Source organism: Streptomyces poriferorum (assembly GCF_019399235.1).
GTDB classification, from domain to species: Bacteria; Actinomycetota; Actinomycetes; order Streptomycetales; family Streptomycetaceae; genus Streptomyces; species Streptomyces poriferorum.
Genome location: NZ_JAELVH010000191.1, coordinates 1 through 17579, shown reverse-complemented (window position 1 = coordinate 17579; position 17579 = coordinate 1). Strand labels below are relative to the sequence as shown.

The window sequence follows — 17579 nt, the reverse complement described above, 5'->3', positions numbered from 1 at the left end:
CCGGGCAGGTCGGCGCTCCCCCCTCGTGATGGGTTGGTCAGTCCTGCGCCACGTTCGCCGCGGTCACATTCTCGATCACGCGGCCGAGTTTGGCCTTGGCCCGGGTCAGGTCCTGGATGCGTACGGTGATGCGGTCGCGTTCGGTGATGAGCTGGTCGAGCATGGCAGGGGTCGCGACGCCGGTGCTCACGCACGGCAGGAGTTCGACGACGGTACGGCTGGAGAGGCCGGCCGCGAAGAGGTCCTGGATGAGCTGGACCCGCTCCAGGGCTTCGTCGGGATAGTCACGCTGGCCACCGGACGTCCGTGCCGATTCCAGGAGCCGCTGTTCCTCGTAGTAGCGCAGGGCCCGCACGCTGACCCCTGACCGCCTGGCGAGCTGTCCGATACGCATGACGCAGGTCACTCCCTTCCCGCTCACACCTCACGTCGACGTCAGGTTCAGGCTAGCAATACCGGCTCCGGGGGCAGCCCCGGGGGCCGATCGAACCGTTGCCGGCGCCGAGATACGACCCTGTGGCGGACCGAGGGCGTTCAATGCGGTGCACGTACGAACGGAAGCCGTCGCATCGTGCCGGGATCGCCGAGCCCGCCCGTGGGCCCAGGGCCCACGGGTGTCGACCGCGACGGGCGGCGTGATCCCTCGTAGGTGCGCGTCCCCTGCGCTCGCCCCGCCCGCTCGGCAATTTCACCCATCCGCACCTGTCCTGCTCCGGCCGGGCGGCAATTGCGGCTTGCACCTCACGTCAACGTCAGGTTCTAGAGTGACGAGCGTCGGATGAACACGTCATTCCGGCCCGTCGAAGTAAGGCAGACCATCATGCGCGCAGCCCGGTTCCACGAATACGGCGGAGCGGAGGGCCTGGTGATCGAGCAGGCCCCCGACCCTCACCCCGGCCCCGGTGAGATTCGTGTCCGCGTCGCGGCGGCCAGCGTCAATCCCATCGACTGGAAGCTGCGCTCCGGCGACCTGCACCAGATCTTCCCCCTGGGCCTGCCCGCCATTCCCGGACGCGACGCCGCCGGTGTGGTCGACGAGATCGGCGACGGGGTGCAGGGGGTGAGGATCGGCGACCGCGTCTTCGGACTGGGCGGTGTCACCGGCGCGACCGCGGAGCTGGTCATCCTTTCGGCCTGGGCGCACACCCCCGACACGTGGAACGACGACCAGGCCGCGGCCGCCGGTCTCGCGTCAGTGACCGCGATGCGTGGGCTCGACGCCCTCGGCTCCCTCGCGGGGCGCACCCTGCTCGTCGAGGGCGCTGCCGGAGGCGTGGGGAGCGCGGCGGTCGAAATCGCGGCAGCGCGAGGCGCCACTGTGATCGGGACAGCCAGTGAACGCAACCACGAGTTCCTCACCGCGCTCGGCGCCGTTCCCACCACCTACGGCCCCGGCCTCGCGCAGCGCCTGACCGCCCTCGCTCCGCACGGAGTCGACATCGTGCTCGACACCGCGGCCTCCGGCTCCCTGGAAGACCTCGTCGCGATCTCGGGTGATCCGAAGCGCGTCGCGACGGTCGCCGACCACGCGGGTGGGCAGCGTCTGGGTACGCACGTGGTCAACGCGGAGAACGATTCCACTCTCCTGTCAGCGGCAGCGGAACTGGGCGGGCAAGGCCGGTACACACCGCGTATCGAACAGACCTACCCCCTGGAGCGGATCGCCGACGCCCACGCACACGCCGAGCGCGGACGTACCCGAGGAAAGATCGTGATCTGCATCTGATGAGGACCACGGGGTAGGCAACTCGCAGCCTGCGTGGCCTGTAGCGCGGCCGGAGAAGCCGGAGCGGGAGGCGGCGCAGAGGCATCCGGGGGATCTTCGAGCGCCTGAACGCGGTACGCGTGGCAGCGGGGCCCTTCCCCTCGTGGTGCTGGCTACCGGTGGCCCGGCGGCAAAAGGGTACGGGCGCACCGCGACACCGTCGAGGTGTCGCCGCCCGCCGCCGAGCCAAAAGCGCGCGCCATGGATCACGTCCAAACGCGGCGCAAGGCTACGGAGGCCAAGGCCTCCAAAGCCGGCGAGACTCCTCACCGCCGAATTCGGCGTCCAGCAACGGATCAAGACCTACCCGAGTAAGGGTGCTGCTGGGCCGGACCGTGCTCCCCCGCATGATCGTCGGAACGTCGCCGTGCTTGTGGGTGAGGAAGTCGGCGCGCCTGCCAACTGCCGCTAACGGCTCACTGCGTTCTCAGCTCGCGGCTCGCGGCTCGGTTCTTCGCGATGTTTCGAATCTTCTTGCTACTGCCTGACTCGGCGAGCAGGGCGAGTACCGCCGGCGACGTCGACTCCTCGGCGAGGACGCGCTGCATCCAGTCCGTGGCCTTCACCAACTCGACCGGTGTCGGCACGTGACCGTCCTCGATGGACAGCCACAACAGCCAGTCGTGGATGCGGCGGCGGATGAACTCGCGGGACCCCGCCGTCTTGAACTGATTGATCTCCGGCAGTTGCTCGGCCGACCACTGCCGAAACTCGGCAGGACCGGTCGCCTTCATCGCGATCGTGTCCACGAGGGCGACGACCGCCGTCTTGGACACGATCTCGATGGGGTCGCGCAGGATCGTGGCCACGATCACACGGTCTCGGTCGCGGCTCCGCGAGGAAGCGGTCACCGAGACAACGCGTTGGTACCCGGCCGACCGGACGTGCTCGTCCGCGATGGCAGCATCGACGTCCACGTCGAGGATGCCGGCGACCGCCAGCAACTCGGCCACATCAGCATGCAACGTCATCGCTTCATCCCTTCCCGCAGGGCCGGACTGCGCATGTGGGCATCCTCATTGCTGTCCGCACGCTGATCCAAACGAAACGGCCCCACCACCACGCCGCCTTGGAGCGCCGCCGCAAGCCTCACCAGCGGTGCCGCGTCGTTCAGAGGTAGCGTCGGATCGGCACGACCGCAGCCTCTCGGGCGCGTTGCACGATGGAGCGACGCTTCCACCGGGCGCGTTCGATGAGCACGCTCTTCTCCTTGTCCTCCTCGAAGTGCCCGTCCAAGGCCGCGGTGAAGTCGCAGTCCATCACGGCAAGCATGACCTCTTCGTCGTGGTCCAGCGAGCGCCGGTTGAAATTGGTCGAGCCGACCAGTGAGGCAACCCGGTCGACGGTGATGACCTTGGCGTGCAGCATCGTCGGCTGGTACTGGTAGATCTTCACGCCACAGGCGATGAGGTCTTCGTAGTAGCGCTGTCCGGCGAGCTGGCAGACCCTCTTGTCGGTGTGCGGGCCAGGCAGCAGGATCTCGACCTCCACCCCGCGCTTGGCCGCGGCACAGAGCAGCTGGGTGAAGAAGGCGTCCGGAGCGAAGTAGGCGGTCGTGAGCCGGAGGCGTTCCTCAGCGGATTCGAGGACGACCCGGATCAGGGTCTGCATGTCCTGCCAACCGAAGGACGCCGAACCGCGCACCACCTGGACCACCGCTTCGCCCTGCCGCTCACAGTTGACGAATCGGTCACGGCTGTCGAACAGCTCGTCGTGGCACTCGGCCCAGTTCTGGGCGAACGCGGCGGCCAGTCCGTCCACTGCCGGGCCGCTGACCTGCACGTGGGTGTCGCGCCACTCGTGTTCGTTGCGGGCGTCACCGCACCATTCCTCGGCGATCCCGACACCACCGGTGAATGCGGTCCGCTCATCGATCACGAGGACCTTGCGGTGGCAGCGATGGTTCTGCTTGAGGGGCGAGAGATAGAGAGGCTTGCGGAACCAGGCCACTTCCACCCCCGCCTCGACCATCAGATCCAGTTGGTCCTTCTCTATGAGCCGGCTGCCGAACCCGTCGAGCAGCAGACGTACCCGCACCCCGGCACGGGCCCGGTCAGCGAGCGCCGCGGCGAACTTCTCGGCGATCTCACCTCGCCAGTACACGAACGTCATCATGTCCACGGTGTATTCGGCGTCCCGGATCGCTGCCAGCATCGCCCCGAAGATCTCGTCTCCGTTGCGCAAGGTCCTTATCGTGTTGCCTTCGGTGGCCGCGATCCCGATCAGGCGCTCCAGCCTGCGTCTCAGGCGCAGCGAGCGTCTGTCGCGAACCGTTGTGTCCATGTCCGCACTGTCGGGCAGACACAGATCGGCGGATGTTACGGCTACGTCAGACATGTTTCACCTGTGTGGTTCGGGACGGGAGTAGGGACTGGTACTACACCTCTTCGGGCACTCCAGACATGGTCTGCAGGCAGCCGCAGAGCTCCGAGCAGCAAGCTTCTACCCCAAAACGCCCGCCGGTATCGGGTGAAGTTCGAGCAGTGCCCCCGCACGCCTCTCGCCCTCTCGCCCTCTCGCTACGACCATCTGTTGCGTCGCCGCCTGCGCGCAGCAAGCGGAGCGGACGATCCGGGAGAAGGCCTTCGTCATTCTCGACGGCACCCTGCCGCCGATCGAATCCGCACCCCCTGCCAGTCCGGGAAACCCGAGCGTCGCGGCATGAACGTGCGGGTCCTCACCCATCCGTTCGGACGGCTGCTCCGGGCCTCGTCGGCTCGGCCCGGCCGCCCGACTCACGGCCTCACCGCCGCGCGACAGCACCGGATCACCGAAGCCTGCACCGAAGCGGAACTCACGTACGGGGCGGACAAGGCATATCAAGGCGCGGGCGGCTTCGTACGCGTTCCGTTTCGGGCGGACTCCCAAGCGGTGGAAGCACGGCCACAACACGACCCACTCCAAGATCCGCTGTTTCGGGCGAGCAGGCGATCGCCGCCTTCGAGCGGTGGCCCCTCCTGCGGACGCTCCGCTGCGGCACCAGCCGAATCACCGACGTCGTGCAGGCCGTCCTTGTCCTTCGCCTCGCATCAATGTGAGGAGGGAGAACGCTCACTATGTCCACGGGGCTGGGAACCCTGCCGGTCCAGGTACCTGATTACTGGCGTGGCGGTCGCGCCGTGCAGGAGCACCGAGGCGAGGATCGTGAACGCCACGACTGCCCACAGCTCGTCGGCATACCGGGCGAAGGGCCCTTCCCCGAGTGCGTACGCGAGATAGAAGAGCGAGCCGATGCCCCGGATGCCGAACAGCGCCGTGACAGCGCGCTCGCGCCGGCCGGACGGAAACCCCAGCTGGGCGGCAGCACCGGCGAGCGGGCGGATCACGATGATGAGGGCGATCCCCAGGAGAGCCCCTCGCGGACCGAGGATCGAGAGTCCGTCAGCGACCAGGTAGCCGCCCAGGAGGAAGAGCAGGACAGCGGTCAGCAGACGCTCGATCTGTTCACTGAAGCCGTGCAGCACTTGGTGGTATCCATGGTTGCGCTCGGCGGCCCGGATGGTGCAGGCCGCGACGAACACGGCGAGGAACCCGTATCCGTGTACCAACTCGGTGATCCCGTACGCGGTGAAGGTGGCGCCGAGCGCGGTGAACCCCTCCATCCGGTGCGCGAGGCGCACGTGCCGGGAGCGGAAGAACAGCCAGCCGAGGAGGCGGCCGAGGGCCACTCCCGCGATCAGCCCGATGACTGCTCGCAGTAGCACGTCGGCCAGAAGCCAGTGGCCTGTCCAGTCAGCGGACCACCCATCACCCGCCGCGGTCGCCAGTGCTATGGCGGCGAGTACGAAAGGCAGGGCGAGGCCGTCGTTGAGACCGGCCTCGGACGTCAGTGTGAAGCGCACCTCCTCCTCGTCCTCTTCGTCCTCGCCGCTCGTGGGCTCGCCCACGCGCACTTCCGCGGCCAGCACCGGATCGGTAGGCGACAGCGCCGCCGCCAGCAACAGGGCCACCGCCGGGGGCCATTCCATGAGCCACCAGCTCAACACCCCCATGGCAGCGATGGTGAGCGGAAGGGCAACCCCCAGGAAGCGCCACGCCCCTGCCCACGCACGCCATCCGAACGGCCGGTCAATCGCCAGCCCCGCGCCCATCAGCGACACGATCACACAGACCTCTGTCACATGCTCGACCCAGACCCGGTCACGTACGGGGTCCACTACAGGCACGTCGAACGGCAGCAGGGCAATCGCCGCGCCCGCGACAAGGAACACCATGGGCAGGGAAAAGGGACGCCGATGGACCACCGGGGGCAGGACGGCAGCCAAAAGGATGCCAATCCCTGCTGCCACGTATATGCCGTGCGCCAACGTCATCCGGTCCCAGTCCTTCCGTCGCTGCGGTCCGCAAGCAGACGAATGACACAGTCGTGCTGACTGAGATTGCTGCGGGGGGAGTATCCGCATACCCCGCTCCTCGGAGCCCACGCCCGCTCCACGGGACGCGGTCTCCTCCACACCACGGCCACCGTGTCGCTGCGGCAGGTGCGTCGAAGCGGGCGCCGGAGCGAGGTGTCGGACACGACGGCGCCCGGTCTTCCCGGCCGAAGTCACACCCGGTATTCGTCACCATGGAACCGTGGGCTCGGCGGGTGTCTGCAGCGCCGGAGAAGCTGCTCCTGGGGCTGACGGCCGCTGTCAGCCGGTCACTTCGCACCGAAGTCCTGGGTCCACCACGGCCCGCCGGAGCCCTTGTGGATGCCTATTCCTATGTTCTTGAAGGAGCAGTTGAGGATATTGGCGCGATGACCGGGGCTGTTCATCCATGACTCCATCACCGATTCAGGCGTTTGCTGGCCCCGGGCTATGTTCTCGCCGTACGTCGACCAGCGGTATCCGGCATCGGTGACGCGCTGTCCGGGGTCCGCGCCGTCGGGGTTGGTGTGCTCGAAGAAGTCGCGGGCTGCCATGTCGTCCGAGTGGCGCTGTGCTGCGTCCGTGAGCTGTGAGTCTTCAGTGAGCCCGCCGCATCCGGCCGCCGCCCGCTCCTTGTTGACCAGGCTGACGACCTGGGCCGTGGTGCTCACGGAGACCGGTGGTGTTGCGGTGACTCTTGGCGCGGGCGCGACGGTCGGCGTCGGAGCGACGCTCTTCTTCGGCGTTCGGCTGGGGGTGGCGGAGGAGCTTCTCTTCACGGAGGGCGAGGCCGTCGCGGACGCCGATGCCGACGGCAGCGGCGGCGGTGTCGTGGGGGCGGCGGTTTCGGGGGCCGCGAGGTCAGCGACGGGTCCCGCAGGGGTGCGTGCCGTGCTGTCGCCGCGACTGCTTTCTCCGGGCCCGAGGGACATGTGCCAGAGGCCTCCGCCGGTCATACAGGCGGCCAGCACCGCGCCACTGACCGCTCGACGCCGGTTCCGGCGGCGCCGGCGCGCGTCGGCGCGCGATGTGCTCCGACCGCCCGAGTTCCGCTTGCCCGAAGAACGGTGCCGGCCGGACGCGGCCGCTATCGCGCCATCGCTCGCCGCCGGATCGAGCGGCCGCGCAGCGGAAATAGGCGTCATCCTCCCGTCCTGCGTCTGATACAGCGCGAGCAGCACCGCAGGCACCGGTACCAGCGCCAGGCCCGCCAGCAGTCCCTCGGCAGGCATCAGCCCACTCCACATTCCGGCACACCGGACGCAGTCACGCGCGTGCCGGGCTATTCGTTTGCGCCACAGTGCCGAGGGGCGGCCGTCCCATGCCGTGAGAGTCCTGCGAAGTTCCTGGCACGGCGGCTGCGCGTCGAGTGCCCGCACAACGACGCGGGCCGTTTCCAGTTGCGCCTTCATCCGCTGCACTCGGACCGCAGTGGATTGCGACGAGAGCTCAAGGGCCTCGGCGACCTCGGTCCGGGTCAGCTCCCCTGCGCACTCCAGCCACCACAGCGACAGCAGGCTCCGGTCGTCGGGCTCCAGCCACCGCGTCGCACGCGCTGTCTCCAGGCGTTGTCCGGACAGTTGCAGCCTCACCATCGTCAGATCGACGAAGTCGGCCCCGGGGTCGGCGATCTCACCGGCCTCCTCCAGTGGGCCCGGAGCGGCCATGCCGTCCTGCCAGTGCGCGCGGACGCGATTCATCGCGATCGCCACCAGCCATGAACGGAAGCTCTCAGGAGTCCGCAGACCGTTCAAGCCGTCCAACGCACGGAGCATGGTGTCCTGCACCACGTCGTCCACGTCCGACGAAGCGTTCAGCGCTCGGCCCACGATGTTGTAGAGGAGTGGAAGGTACGCGCTTGCCAGTGCGTCCTGCGCCTCCACGTCCCCGTTGCGGGCAGCGTTCACCAGCGCTACTGGGTCCGTCGTGTGCTGATTGCTCATGTAAGAACTTCCCTGTCCGTCTACGCCTGATGATGTCCGATGACTGGGAGACCGTCGCGGGCGGCCTGCATAACAGTTCTTCCGGGCTCAATTTCCGCCATCCGCTCTGTGCGGGTCTGGGCCGGACAGGTCAATGGGGTGCGGCGGCTGCAGGCAGGACGTGTGTCTGTGATGCCGATGGCCCCTGCCCTGCCGCAGGGCGCAAGCCGACGTGAGCGGTCGCTGGGCCTGCACCATGTCGAGGGGGAAGGTGGAGACAACCGCGCCTGCATCAGATCGTGTGCTTGGTCTCGTTGCCTCGTCCGGACACGCGTCTCCGCGCTCGCCGCCCGGCTGGTCAGTGCTCCAGCGCGGGGAGCCGGGCCAGATCGGTGTCGTGCATGATGCGGTCGACCGTGTCCGCCAGGCTGCTGTCGGCATCGATGACGGTCTCGATACCGTCGGGCAGGAGATCGAGCGGCCGGTACCACTCGCGCAGCTGCCTCTCAACGACCTCCTCTGCGATGGGTTTGGTCGCGTGCCTGGCCAGGGTCTCCGCGAAGGGAACCTCCAGGTAGTAGCAGTGGGTGTGCCCGCGATGGTCGACGCGCAGCTGCTGGAGCATCTGCCCGTAGCGGTCTGCGTACAGAATTCCTTCGAGGACGACGTGATACCCGGCATCGAGGCTGTAGCGGGCGACGGTATCGATGAGACCGATGTTCGCGCCGCCGGGGCGGTCATGCTCGCGCAGGACGACCCGGCGAAGATTGTCCTGGCCGACCAGCGCCAGACCGCGGCCGAATCGCTCCCGGATCCCGGCCGCGACCGACGACTTGCCCGAAGCGCTGTTCCCCCGCAGGACAACGAGCCTGGTCTCTGTGGTGCCCACCATCATCCGCACCACGCTACCGGCGGACACCTCCCCTTCAAGGGACTTCCGTCAGGTTGCAACGCGATGGTGCCACGCACGCCATTCAGCCCCCTCCTGGCGTATGCGCAGGTCGCGGACCCAGCGGGCGGGATGTTGCGCCTGCTGTGCCGCAGGACCGGGGCGACCTCACCCCGTCGGTGCCGGAGCAGCCGACGCCGGGGCATGGCCCTCATCACGTCTCTGCGGCGGGCTGCTCAAGGATTTCTCCTGCGAGTCGTTCTCTCACTACGGTTGCCGCATGACAGATGACGGCGTGGTCGTAGATGAAGCGATCCGTGCAGCGTGGGACTCGTACCGAGTCCTGGAGAAACGCACTCCCGCAGAAGAACGCCGGCAAGCACAGCAGCGGGTCCAGGCCGCGATGGACGCCTACGGGCCCGAAGAGGTGTCCCGGGGAACCGTGTTTCTGGTGGGTGTGCTGACCGGCTACCTGATCGTCGAGCAGGAGGGCAGCAAGAACCGTCTGGATCCTCTCAGCGATCTGATCCCTGCCGTGATCCGCAAGCTCCCCACCTTCGAGATGGCTGACCCGGTTCAGGTACCCATGGCCACCGGCGTTCTCATGGCGGCGGCAATGGGTATGGACACAGTGGCGTGGCGCGATCAGTTCGGGCCAATCCCTCCGAACGAAGCACTGGTGCACAGCTTCGTGCTGTGGCTGCTCGCCGACCTCTTCGACTCCACGACCGAACGGCCCGGCACCATCGACCAGCTGATGCGGGAGACCTTCGACTCCATGACCGCCGAGCCCAGCTGACGTGCGGACGGGGCCGGTCCGGCACTGTGCGCCGGACCGGACAGCCGATGGGTGATCTTCTGCCGAAGTGTGTCCTCAGTGGGGCGCCGCGACCGCCGTGTCCCAGGCCCGCCCGACCTCGGCAGTCGGAAATGGCGTCCGCTTGCTCACGGTGAGCAGACGACGGGCGAACTCGTCCATGACCAAGGCAGCCCGGCAGTGCCGGTCGATGATCGCGGCGATCTCGCCCGGCACGCCGGCGGGCCGGTGGCCGGAGATCCACTCACGCAGGAAAGCCTCATGTGCCATCCCACCACGCAACTCAGCGGGCAGGTGGTGGCGGAGCAGGTGCCCCGCGCTGTGGCAGCGGTCGTACGCGAGATGGTCGGAGAGAAAGTCCGCCTCGGCCGCTGACAGCTCGAAACCGGAACTCAGGGCGAGTCCGAAGTCGGCGAAGTACAGCAGCCGGCCGTCAGTAAGGACATTCGCGAAGTGAGCATCGAAGTGGACGAGTCCGTGCGAGCTCATGAACGAAGTCCCACGCGAAAGGGCTTCCTCCACCCACGGGTACGGTGAGCCCTCCCCGCCCGCCGGCGCGGCGATCCGGTAGTCGTGCAGCAAGTCGCCCAGTGTCTGCGGTACGTGTTCCAGGAACAGCACCAGGCTGGACGAGGAGCGGCCGATGGCCTCCAGTCGCTGACGCACGGCCGATGAGCCCTCCCAATGCGCGACCGCTCCATCGATGTCCCCGAACTCGTCGACGAACCCTACGGGAGGAGAGTCGGGCAGGATGCGCCAGTGGTACATCAGCGGAAAGCCCTCGTACTCTTGCCCGAGGACCCAGTTGGTGGTCATGACGTGCACGGCCAGTTCGCGCCAGGCGCCGAACCCCGCTGAACCCACCCCGTACTGATAGAACAGCGGCAGTCCGAAGAGGTTCGCCGTCGACCGCACGTTCTCCGGCCGCAATTCGGTGTCGGTCAGTGGCACCCTCTTCACGAACACCCGCGTGCCATCGATGTCCAGCTCCCCCGACCTGCCGCCGATACCGGATCCGAGCAGATCGGCGGCGGCCACGGCCTCACCGAGGCGACGGTCACTCAGCAGGGACAGGCTCGTGGACACAGCCCCGTACATGGCGAGCCGCGCGGCGTACCGCAGGTCCGGATGGTGCATCGACAACTCCCCGGCGCCCAGAACGAGGGTCTCGGCGTTCCCCCGGACCCTGGTCGACCCTATCCGCCGTCCCGTATTTGGTGCGGCAGTCGCGAACGCGCCTCCGTGATCGATCATTGGTCCGATTGTGGTTCTACTGTGCGGACTCGAGAGGAGGGGCTCCCAGCGCCTGACGCGGGCGAGGCCCGGTGCCAGGCTGCCTGCCTGGGTCATGCCCCCAGATTCTCCGTCACGGGCAGGCACTCGGCGAGCAGGTCGACGACATCGCGCCAGGCTCGCTGTGCGTGCTGTGGGTGGTAGCCGACGCCGGGGACCGTGGGGTGGTCGACCGTCGGGTGGTGGAAGGCGTGCAGGGCGCCGCCGTAGACCACGAGGCGCCAGTCGACGCCCGCGGCCTGCATCTCGGCGGTGAACGCGTTCCGTTGCGCGGGCGGCATGATCGGGTCTTCCGACCCGACCCCGGCCCACACCGGGCAGCGAATGCGCGCTGCCTCGCCCGGTCGGCCCGTGGTCAGTGCGTTGACTGTCCCGATCGCGCGCAGGTCGACGCCGCCGCGCCCGAGTTCCAGCCCGACGGCGCCCCCGGTGCCGTAGCCGACGGCGGCGATCCGGTCGGGGTCCGTCCGCGGTTCGGTCCGCAGAACGTCGAGCGCCGCATGGCCGATGCCCCTCATCCGGTCGGGGTCAGCGAGCAGCGGTATGCAACGTGCCAGCATCTCCTCGGGGTCGCCCAAGTAGCGCCCGCCATGAAGGTCGAAGGCCAGCGCTACATATCCCAGCTCGGCGAGAGCATCGGCCCGGCGGCGCTCGACGTCGCTGAGCCCCATGCCCTCCGGGCCGAGCAGCACGGCGGGTCGGGGGCCGACACCGACCGGAAGAGCGAGGTGCCCGATCATCGTCAAACCGTCTGCCGGGTACTCGACCGTGCGCGTCGTAATCGTCGTCATGGGACTGGACTGTAGTGATCATCGAGCCCGGTCCGGCCGGTGTTCTGCCGCTGGCAGAACAGCGCGCGTGCCCCTATGGAATACAGGGACCAAGCACTCAGGACTACAAAATCATCGCGAGGCTCCTTGTCCGGCCCGGCGCGGGGCTGTACTCGCCGACGAGGAACGCGAAGGCGGACAATGACACGAGCGAAAGCGGGTGCGTCACCGGCCTGCCCAGCGGTGAGCACGAAGGCCAGCGGGCGACATCGGGCATCGGGGCCAGGTTCTTTGTGCTCGTTCCGCCGCGGGACCGGCCGACGGCACGGTCTGCCGGCTCGTCTGCCGGGGCCCCTCTTCGCAACTCCGGCCGCATGCCGGTGAGCGCGCACGATGGCCGGGTCCACCGAAACTGCCCAGCTGAGATCGCTGTCGGCGTCGGCCTGCGCGCCCAGCGAAGTGAAATCCCGCTCCCAGGTACCGCCGAACCCACAACCGCAGCCGGTTGTGGACGCCTCGCCAGTTGCCGTACTTCTCGGGAAGGTGGATCCACTGCGCCCCCGTCCGGAACTTCCGGGCGATCGCGTCAAGTCAGTCGGTCGGTCCGGCGCGGAGCCGCCGCACGTCCCGCACGAGCGTAAACGAAGCGCTGAGGAAGGTCACGGCTCCAGCCACGAGCCAGAGGACCGACGCCCCGGAGCGGAACTCACGAAAGCCGGCGACGACCAGCATCACGCTGGCAAGGACGCCGAACACCGAGATCAGAGCGCTGATGCGGTGAGTCACATGTACATCATCAACGGCAACCTCAGCCAGCGGAAGTGATCCAAACGAATGACCCTAGGTCCGCCTCAGATCGGCCTGCACCAGATCGTGGTCTGAGTACGGAGTGAGATGCACATCTTGCTCGAGCGGGACGAAGCCGCGCAGAAAGATGTAGTCGAACTTGCTGCGCCAATCGGTGGTCGGCTCGCACATCCCGGCCGCCGAGGGACCGCACTCGGAGTCCGCGTCCTCGGCGAGGCCCCACATCCCGCTGAGCTCTGCGGTGTCCGGCACCGCGTTGAAGTCCCCGAGAACGATCGTGCGGTCATGCCGAGCGATCGCCTTCGCCAGTACGCCGGTCTGCTTCGCGCGGACTGATGCCTGACTCCGCTGGGCCAGATGCGTGTTGAAGACCCTGACCGGCCGGCCGTCCACGAGGGTGGTGACAGCCATGTACCCGCGGTCCTCGGAACCGCCGTCGGGGTACTCCACGTTCACATGGTCGGTCATCGGAGCGGCCGAGAGGATTGCCTGGCCGAAGCCCCCCGGGCTCCATGGCACTCCCCCGCAGCGGCTCCAGCTCTGCAGAACCGATCCGTACTCGACGTGGTAGACCAGCCCGTACTGATACCGCAGATGATCCCGGATCCTCTCGACATCACCCACGCACGCTTCCTGCAGGCCGATGACCTGAGGCGCATACGTGGCTATCTCCGCCGCGCGGCCGACGTTCTGGTCGCTCCCCTTGCACGGATTGCAGATGTTCCACGTCATGACGCGGTTCGGCACCACGTCCTTGGCGGCGCCGGCCGGCAACGGCTTGGCAACGTGGACACCGTTCGACGCGCTGGGGCCGACGAGCAGTACGCAGGCCACGATCAGCGCGCCCGCGAGCCACCGCGCGCCGGTTCCGGTCACCTTCGCCTCCTCCACTTAGCATCACACGCCGTCATGTGAGGCCTCCCAGCCCGAGGTTATGCGACGGGTCGTAAGCGGCACATGAAGTCCCTGGATCTCCTTCGGGGTGAAACGCACCACCGTACGAAGGGTTCGCCGGTACAGGTAGTAGGTCTGCGGCAGACTGCTGCGCCCCCGCCGAGGATGGTCCGCGGGCATGCGCCTTCCGCTCAGGTGGTCTGTCGCCCGCGGTGGTCGCTGGATGGCATTCGCGGGCGTCTCGTCTCCCACAGACCCCGCACTGTGGCTGTGTACGGCACATAAGATCTGACACACGGTCGGTCAGGGTCGCGTCAAGCGGTGCCCAGGACATCGGATGAACGGAGCGTTCCGCCATGACGGATATCCACAACGAAGAAGTGCTCGCCCGGATCGCCAAAGGGCTTCTCTACACCGAGTCCGAAGCTGCCTTTCAGGCCCCTCTGCGCCGCACGGAGCAGATCCTCGAGTACAACCTGACGCCCCCGAGCGAATCGGAGAGGCGCCGGTCGCTGCTCGTTTACTGAGAGGTGCGCAGGTGTCGACAGAGCGACAGCCGATGGATCTCGAACGCTACGTGGAGCGAACCCGGAGCGGCCCCTGCTTCGTCTGTGCATTCCTGGCCGGTCACCCGGACTACGCGCATGCGATGGTCTTCGAGGATGCCGATCACGTGGCGTTCCTGGACAGATGGCCCACTGTGCCGGGCAAGGTCCTGGTCGCGCCGAGGGTGCACGTCGAACACGTCGTGCGTGACCTGGATGAGGCGGCTTACGGCCGGCTCATGCTGTTCGTCCGGGAGATCGCCCTCGCCGTCGAGGCGGTCTGCGGGCCTGAGCGCACGTACCTCTATTCGCTCGGAAGCCAGCAAGGCAATGCGCATCTGCACTGGCACATCGCCGCCCTGCCGCCCGGCGTTCCCTATCGTGAGCAGCAGTTCCACGCCTTGATGACAGAGAACGGGGTCCTCGCGCTGCCGCCGGAGCAGTCGGCCTCGATGGCCGGGCGCCTGCGTGAAGCGGTCGTCGCTCGGGGTGTACTCAAGCCGGGATGAGTCTGACCTGCTGTCATCCCGCGCCGAACTCTCGGAGGCGTCGATCATCAGCGGGTCTGGATCGCCTTGCGCCAACAGCACGTTGCGGAATGGCGCGAGTGCCTCATCGGTATACGCGTACTGGCTCATGAGCAGCTGCTACGGGATGCCGCAGCCCTTCGCAGCGACGTTGACGTCGGCGCCATCGTTGACCAGTCGCCGGAGCAGGGACGCCTCAGGTTCGGGAGCGAGCCGAGCAGTGCGTGCAGTGTGTGGAGTGCGTGGAGTGCGTCATGTCGCCGTGGGTCGTCGTCGCGTCGGCGCCGTCGGCGAGCAGGAGGTTCGCGATCGCACTTCGCTCACGCGGCTCCGCGTTCGCCAACGCACCCGTCAGGACGCTGCGACCTCCGACCTCGGCATTCGCCTGTGAAGGGTCGTACGCGTCGAGGAACGCGTCGAGGGAGTCCGTCTGCGCGGCGTCACGATGTCCATCCCACTCCCCTCTCGACCTCGTCGGGCCGGCAGTGCCCCCGCCGCAGTCTCACTCACTGAAGATCGCGTGCGGCTACGCCACGCGTTGTCCCGTTGAACCCGGCGCGGGTCGAGCGCCGGTGTCAGCAGCTGTTCCCTCTGTTTCCGGGTGATCTGGTTCATCGGCCGGGGCGGCAGCGCGCAGCGCCGCCTCCACCTGGCGGTTGCTCGTCATGGTCGCCGTGACGGCGGTCATCGTGAGGAGAAGGCCGGCGGCGGCGTAGAGCGGGGTGCGTACGTCGTAGGTGGTGGCCAGCCAGCCGCCGAGGAAGGCCCCGAACGGGGCGGCGCACATGGCGAGCATGCGGGAGGTCGAGGCGACACGGCCCATCAGGTGGGCGGGGACGATCGTCTGTCGGAGGGAGGGGCCGAGCACCATCGTGGCGCCCATGCCCGCTCCGCAGACAGCGAGCGCGAGGCCGGCGGCGTACGGGTTCGGGGCGACGGCAAGGCCCAGGATGGCGAGTCCCTCGACTGCGGCCGTGCAGGTCAGCGCGGTGCCGGTGCCCAGTCGTCGGCCGAGGGAGGAGGCGATGCCCGCGCCGAGCAGACCGCCGGTGGCTTCCGCCGTGAGGAGCAGGCCGAAGCCGAAGGTGCCGATGCCCAGACGATCGTGCGCGAAGAGGGCGAGTACGGTCTCCACGGCGAGGAAGGCGATGTTCCCGACCGCCGGCCGCAGCGCGAGCCCGAGCAGCAACTGGTCGCGGAATACGTACGAGGCGCCGGCCCGCGCCTGCCGCAACAGCGACTCGCGGGCCTGCGGTACGGGCCGGGATGCGGCTGGCAGCGACCGTACGAGCAGTGCCGACAGCGCGAAGGACAGCGCGTCGGCGAGTAGCGGAACCGCCCGGCCGAGCGCGAGCAGGGCACTGCCCGCCGGCGGCCCTGCGAAGCCGGAGGCGGCGGTCTGGGTGCCGCGCAGACGGGAGTTGGCGCGCTCCAGGAGCGCGGGGTCGCGACCGAGGAGATCCGGCAGATAGGCCGTGGCGGCAGTGTCGAAGAAGAGCGCGCCGAGGCCGAGCAGGAAGGCGACGGCCGCGAGCAGGGGAACGCTCAGCACGTCGAACGCGGCCGCTGCCGCCGGTAGCGCCAGCAGCAACGCACGCGCCGCGTCCGTAACCCACATCGTGCGCCGACGGTCCCAACGGTCCACCAGCGCACCGCCGAGCACCCCGAAGAGCAGCCACGGCAGTGTTCCGGCGGCCGTGACGGCAGCGAGCGCCATCGGATCCCGCGTCAGCGTCAGAGCGAGGAGCGGCAGAGCCGCGTGCGACACCCCGTCGCCGAGCGAGGACACCGTCTGCGCGGTCCACAGCCGTCCGAAGCCGGTCGGCAACTTCTCAGCGGCTCGTGTCACTTGGCGTCTCCTTCGGCCTGCTCGCGCAGTGTCGGTCGGAACAGCGCGAAGACGAGTGACGCGTCCGGCAGCGACGGGTCGGAAAGTTCCCGGTACTCGTCCGCCAGCGCCTGCAGCCGTCTCCCCAGCTCCGCGAACTGGTCCTCGGTGAGCCGCAGATGCGCCATACGTACGTGCCGCTCGCCATCCGCCGGCGCTGCCTCCAGGTCCGCCACCGCATGCCGCATCAGCACATCCGGCCCGCCCTCGCCCGGGTCCGGCAGCACGATCGACTGCGCGGCCATTGCGTAGTACCGCTCGGTGACCCCCCTGACCTTCCGGGTTCGCACCACCTTCACCAGGCCGGCCCGTTCGAGCAGCCGTACGTGGTAGCTGGAGCTCCCCTTCGCGAGGCCCACTCGCTCGGCGATCTGCGTGATCGTCGCGGGTTCGAAGCGGAGCATGGCCATGATCCGGTGCCGCGTGAGATTGGAAAGGGCGCGCAGTTGCTCGTCCGTGGTGACGTGGAACGTCTCGGGAAGGTCTTCGGTAGGCATGGCCTCAATGGTCAACACTTCTTGACCATTGGTCAAGGGGGTTTGCCCGGTCTTCCCTTGAACCGTCAAAAAACTTTGGATTCCGGAGGATCACTCGCCTCGCCCCTCGGTCCTCTCGGCCGGGCAGGCGGCAGGGGTCGGTTCCACAGCGTCACTTGGTGGCAGGTTCGGGGGCGCAGGGACTACAGGGGTTCAAATGGCCTCACGGCCCTTCCGAGGCCGCGCTGACAGGAATCACGCACACCGAGGTGGCGTCGAACGGCTGGAAGCCACACGGCGATTCGTCCATTACCGGGGATCGGTCACCGCTCCTGGGACACCGGTGGATTCGCCGATGGCAGCCCGCCGCGGTCCGTCGAGACTGCGGTCTCAACGCACTGAACCCACTGAACCCACTGAGACACGCATTCACGGAGGCAATCCATGCGCATGCTTTCCCGGTTGTCCCGGCGGACGGTCACCGCCACCGCGTTGTGGGCGCTGCTCTGCGGCGCCCTCACCGTCACCGCGCCGGCCGTCCCCGCCGCAGCTTCCCCCGCCGCTGCGAGGAATGGGAAGCCGTGACTGCCGGCGGGCGGGACGGTGACCGTGGGGCTCGCAGCGGCGGAGGACC

At 68.1% G+C, this 17579-nt stretch carries 17 protein-coding genes; 5 read left to right on the top strand and 12 right to left on the bottom strand.

All coding sequences use genetic code 11. The features are described 5' to 3' along the window. Positions 1-37: 37 nt before the first annotated feature. Positions 38-394, bottom strand: a complete 357-nt coding sequence (locus tag JGS39_RS27600; RefSeq protein WP_219572310.1) for a MerR family transcriptional regulator — start codon at positions 392-394, stop codon at positions 38-40. Between the two features lie 426 nt (positions 395-820). On the opposite strand from JGS39_RS27600, the gene JGS39_RS27595 reads away from it, so the two are divergent. Beyond that, the gene (locus tag JGS39_RS27595) at positions 821-1726 is read left to right on the top strand and encodes an NADP-dependent oxidoreductase (RefSeq protein WP_219572309.1); all 906 of its coding nucleotides are present in this window, start codon (positions 821-823) and stop codon (positions 1724-1726) included. Positions 1727-2181: 455 nt separating this feature from the next. Here the strand turns inward: JGS39_RS27595 and JGS39_RS27590 are convergent, their stop codons facing one another. The 5 genes from JGS39_RS27590 to JGS39_RS27570 all read right to left on the bottom strand — a co-directional run bounded on the left by JGS39_RS27590 (position 2182) and on the right by JGS39_RS27570 (position 8931). Beyond that, the gene (locus JGS39_RS27590; RefSeq protein WP_219572308.1) at positions 2182-2736 is read right to left on the bottom strand and encodes a hypothetical protein; all 555 of its coding nucleotides are present in this window, start codon (positions 2734-2736) and stop codon (positions 2182-2184) included. A 139-nt stretch (positions 2737-2875) separates the two neighbouring features. Continuing rightward, entirely contained in the window at positions 2876-4048 is a 1173-nt protein-coding gene (locus tag JGS39_RS27585) for a phospholipase D-like domain-containing protein (protein WP_236062609.1), read from the bottom strand. 746 nt (positions 4049-4794) lie between these two features. Further along, entirely contained in the window at positions 4795-6078 is a 1284-nt protein-coding gene (locus tag JGS39_RS27580; RefSeq protein ID WP_219572306.1) for a cation:proton antiporter, read from the bottom strand. 329 nt (positions 6079-6407) lie between these two features. Next, positions 6408-8060 (bottom strand): sigma-70 family RNA polymerase sigma factor, encoded by a 1653-nt coding sequence (locus JGS39_RS27575; RefSeq protein ID WP_219572305.1) that lies wholly within the window; start codon positions 8058-8060, stop codon positions 6408-6410. A 337-nt stretch (positions 8061-8397) separates the two neighbouring features. Continuing rightward, positions 8398-8931, bottom strand: coding sequence for an AAA family ATPase (locus tag JGS39_RS27570; RefSeq protein ID WP_219572311.1), 534 nt, complete (start codon positions 8929-8931; stop codon positions 8398-8400). Positions 8932-9208: 277 nt separating this feature from the next. On the opposite strand from JGS39_RS27570, the gene JGS39_RS27565 reads away from it, so the two are divergent. Further along, positions 9209-9727 carry a hypothetical protein gene (locus JGS39_RS27565; protein ID WP_219572304.1) on the top strand — a complete coding sequence of 173 codons (519 nt, stop codon included), beginning with the start codon at positions 9209-9211 and terminating at the stop codon, positions 9725-9727. A 75-nt stretch (positions 9728-9802) separates the two neighbouring features. Here JGS39_RS27565 and JGS39_RS27560 read toward each other — a convergent pair whose 3' ends face one another. The 4 genes from JGS39_RS27560 to JGS39_RS27545 form a co-directional block, all read right to left on the bottom strand. Beyond that, a complete protein-coding gene (locus JGS39_RS27560; protein ID WP_219572303.1) occupies positions 9803-10882 on the bottom strand; it encodes a protein kinase family protein in 1080 nt (359 codons plus the stop codon). A 209-nt stretch (positions 10883-11091) separates the two neighbouring features. Further along, positions 11092-11829: a dienelactone hydrolase family protein gene (locus JGS39_RS27555; RefSeq protein WP_219572302.1), complete on the bottom strand. Its 738-nt coding sequence runs from the start codon at positions 11827-11829 to the stop codon at positions 11092-11094. A 570-nt stretch (positions 11830-12399) separates the two neighbouring features. Continuing rightward, positions 12400-12594 (bottom strand): hypothetical protein, encoded by a 195-nt coding sequence (locus JGS39_RS27550; RefSeq protein ID WP_219572301.1) that lies wholly within the window; start codon positions 12592-12594, stop codon positions 12400-12402. 54 nt (positions 12595-12648) lie between these two features. Next, positions 12649-13491 (bottom strand): endonuclease/exonuclease/phosphatase family protein, encoded by an 843-nt coding sequence (locus tag JGS39_RS27545; RefSeq protein ID WP_219572300.1) that lies wholly within the window; start codon positions 13489-13491, stop codon positions 12649-12651. 374 nt (positions 13492-13865) lie between these two features. Between JGS39_RS27545 and JGS39_RS27540 the strand changes: the two genes are divergently transcribed. Further along, a complete protein-coding gene (locus JGS39_RS27540) occupies positions 13866-14036 on the top strand; it encodes an LbetaH domain-containing protein (protein ID WP_236062562.1) in 171 nt (56 codons plus the stop codon). Positions 14037-14068: 32 nt separating this feature from the next. Next, a complete protein-coding gene (locus JGS39_RS27535) occupies positions 14069-14563 on the top strand; it encodes an HIT family protein (protein WP_219572299.1) in 495 nt (164 codons plus the stop codon). A 544-nt stretch (positions 14564-15107) separates the two neighbouring features. Here JGS39_RS27535 and JGS39_RS27530 read toward each other — a convergent pair. Both JGS39_RS27530 and JGS39_RS27525 read right to left on the bottom strand, forming a co-directional pair. Further along, positions 15108-16409 carry an MFS transporter gene (locus tag JGS39_RS27530; RefSeq protein WP_236062622.1) on the bottom strand — a complete coding sequence of 434 codons (1302 nt, stop codon included), beginning with the start codon at positions 16407-16409 and terminating at the stop codon, positions 15108-15110. A 17-nt stretch (positions 16410-16426) separates the two neighbouring features. Continuing rightward, positions 16427-16966: an ArsR/SmtB family transcription factor gene (locus JGS39_RS27525; protein WP_219572298.1), complete on the bottom strand. Its 540-nt coding sequence runs from the start codon at positions 16964-16966 to the stop codon at positions 16427-16429. 423 nt (positions 16967-17389) lie between these two features. On the opposite strand from JGS39_RS27525, the gene JGS39_RS27520 reads away from it, so the two are divergent. Further along, positions 17390-17530: a hypothetical protein gene (locus JGS39_RS27520; protein ID WP_219572297.1), complete on the top strand. Its 141-nt coding sequence runs from the start codon at positions 17390-17392 to the stop codon at positions 17528-17530. Positions 17531-17579: the final 49 nt, after the last annotated feature.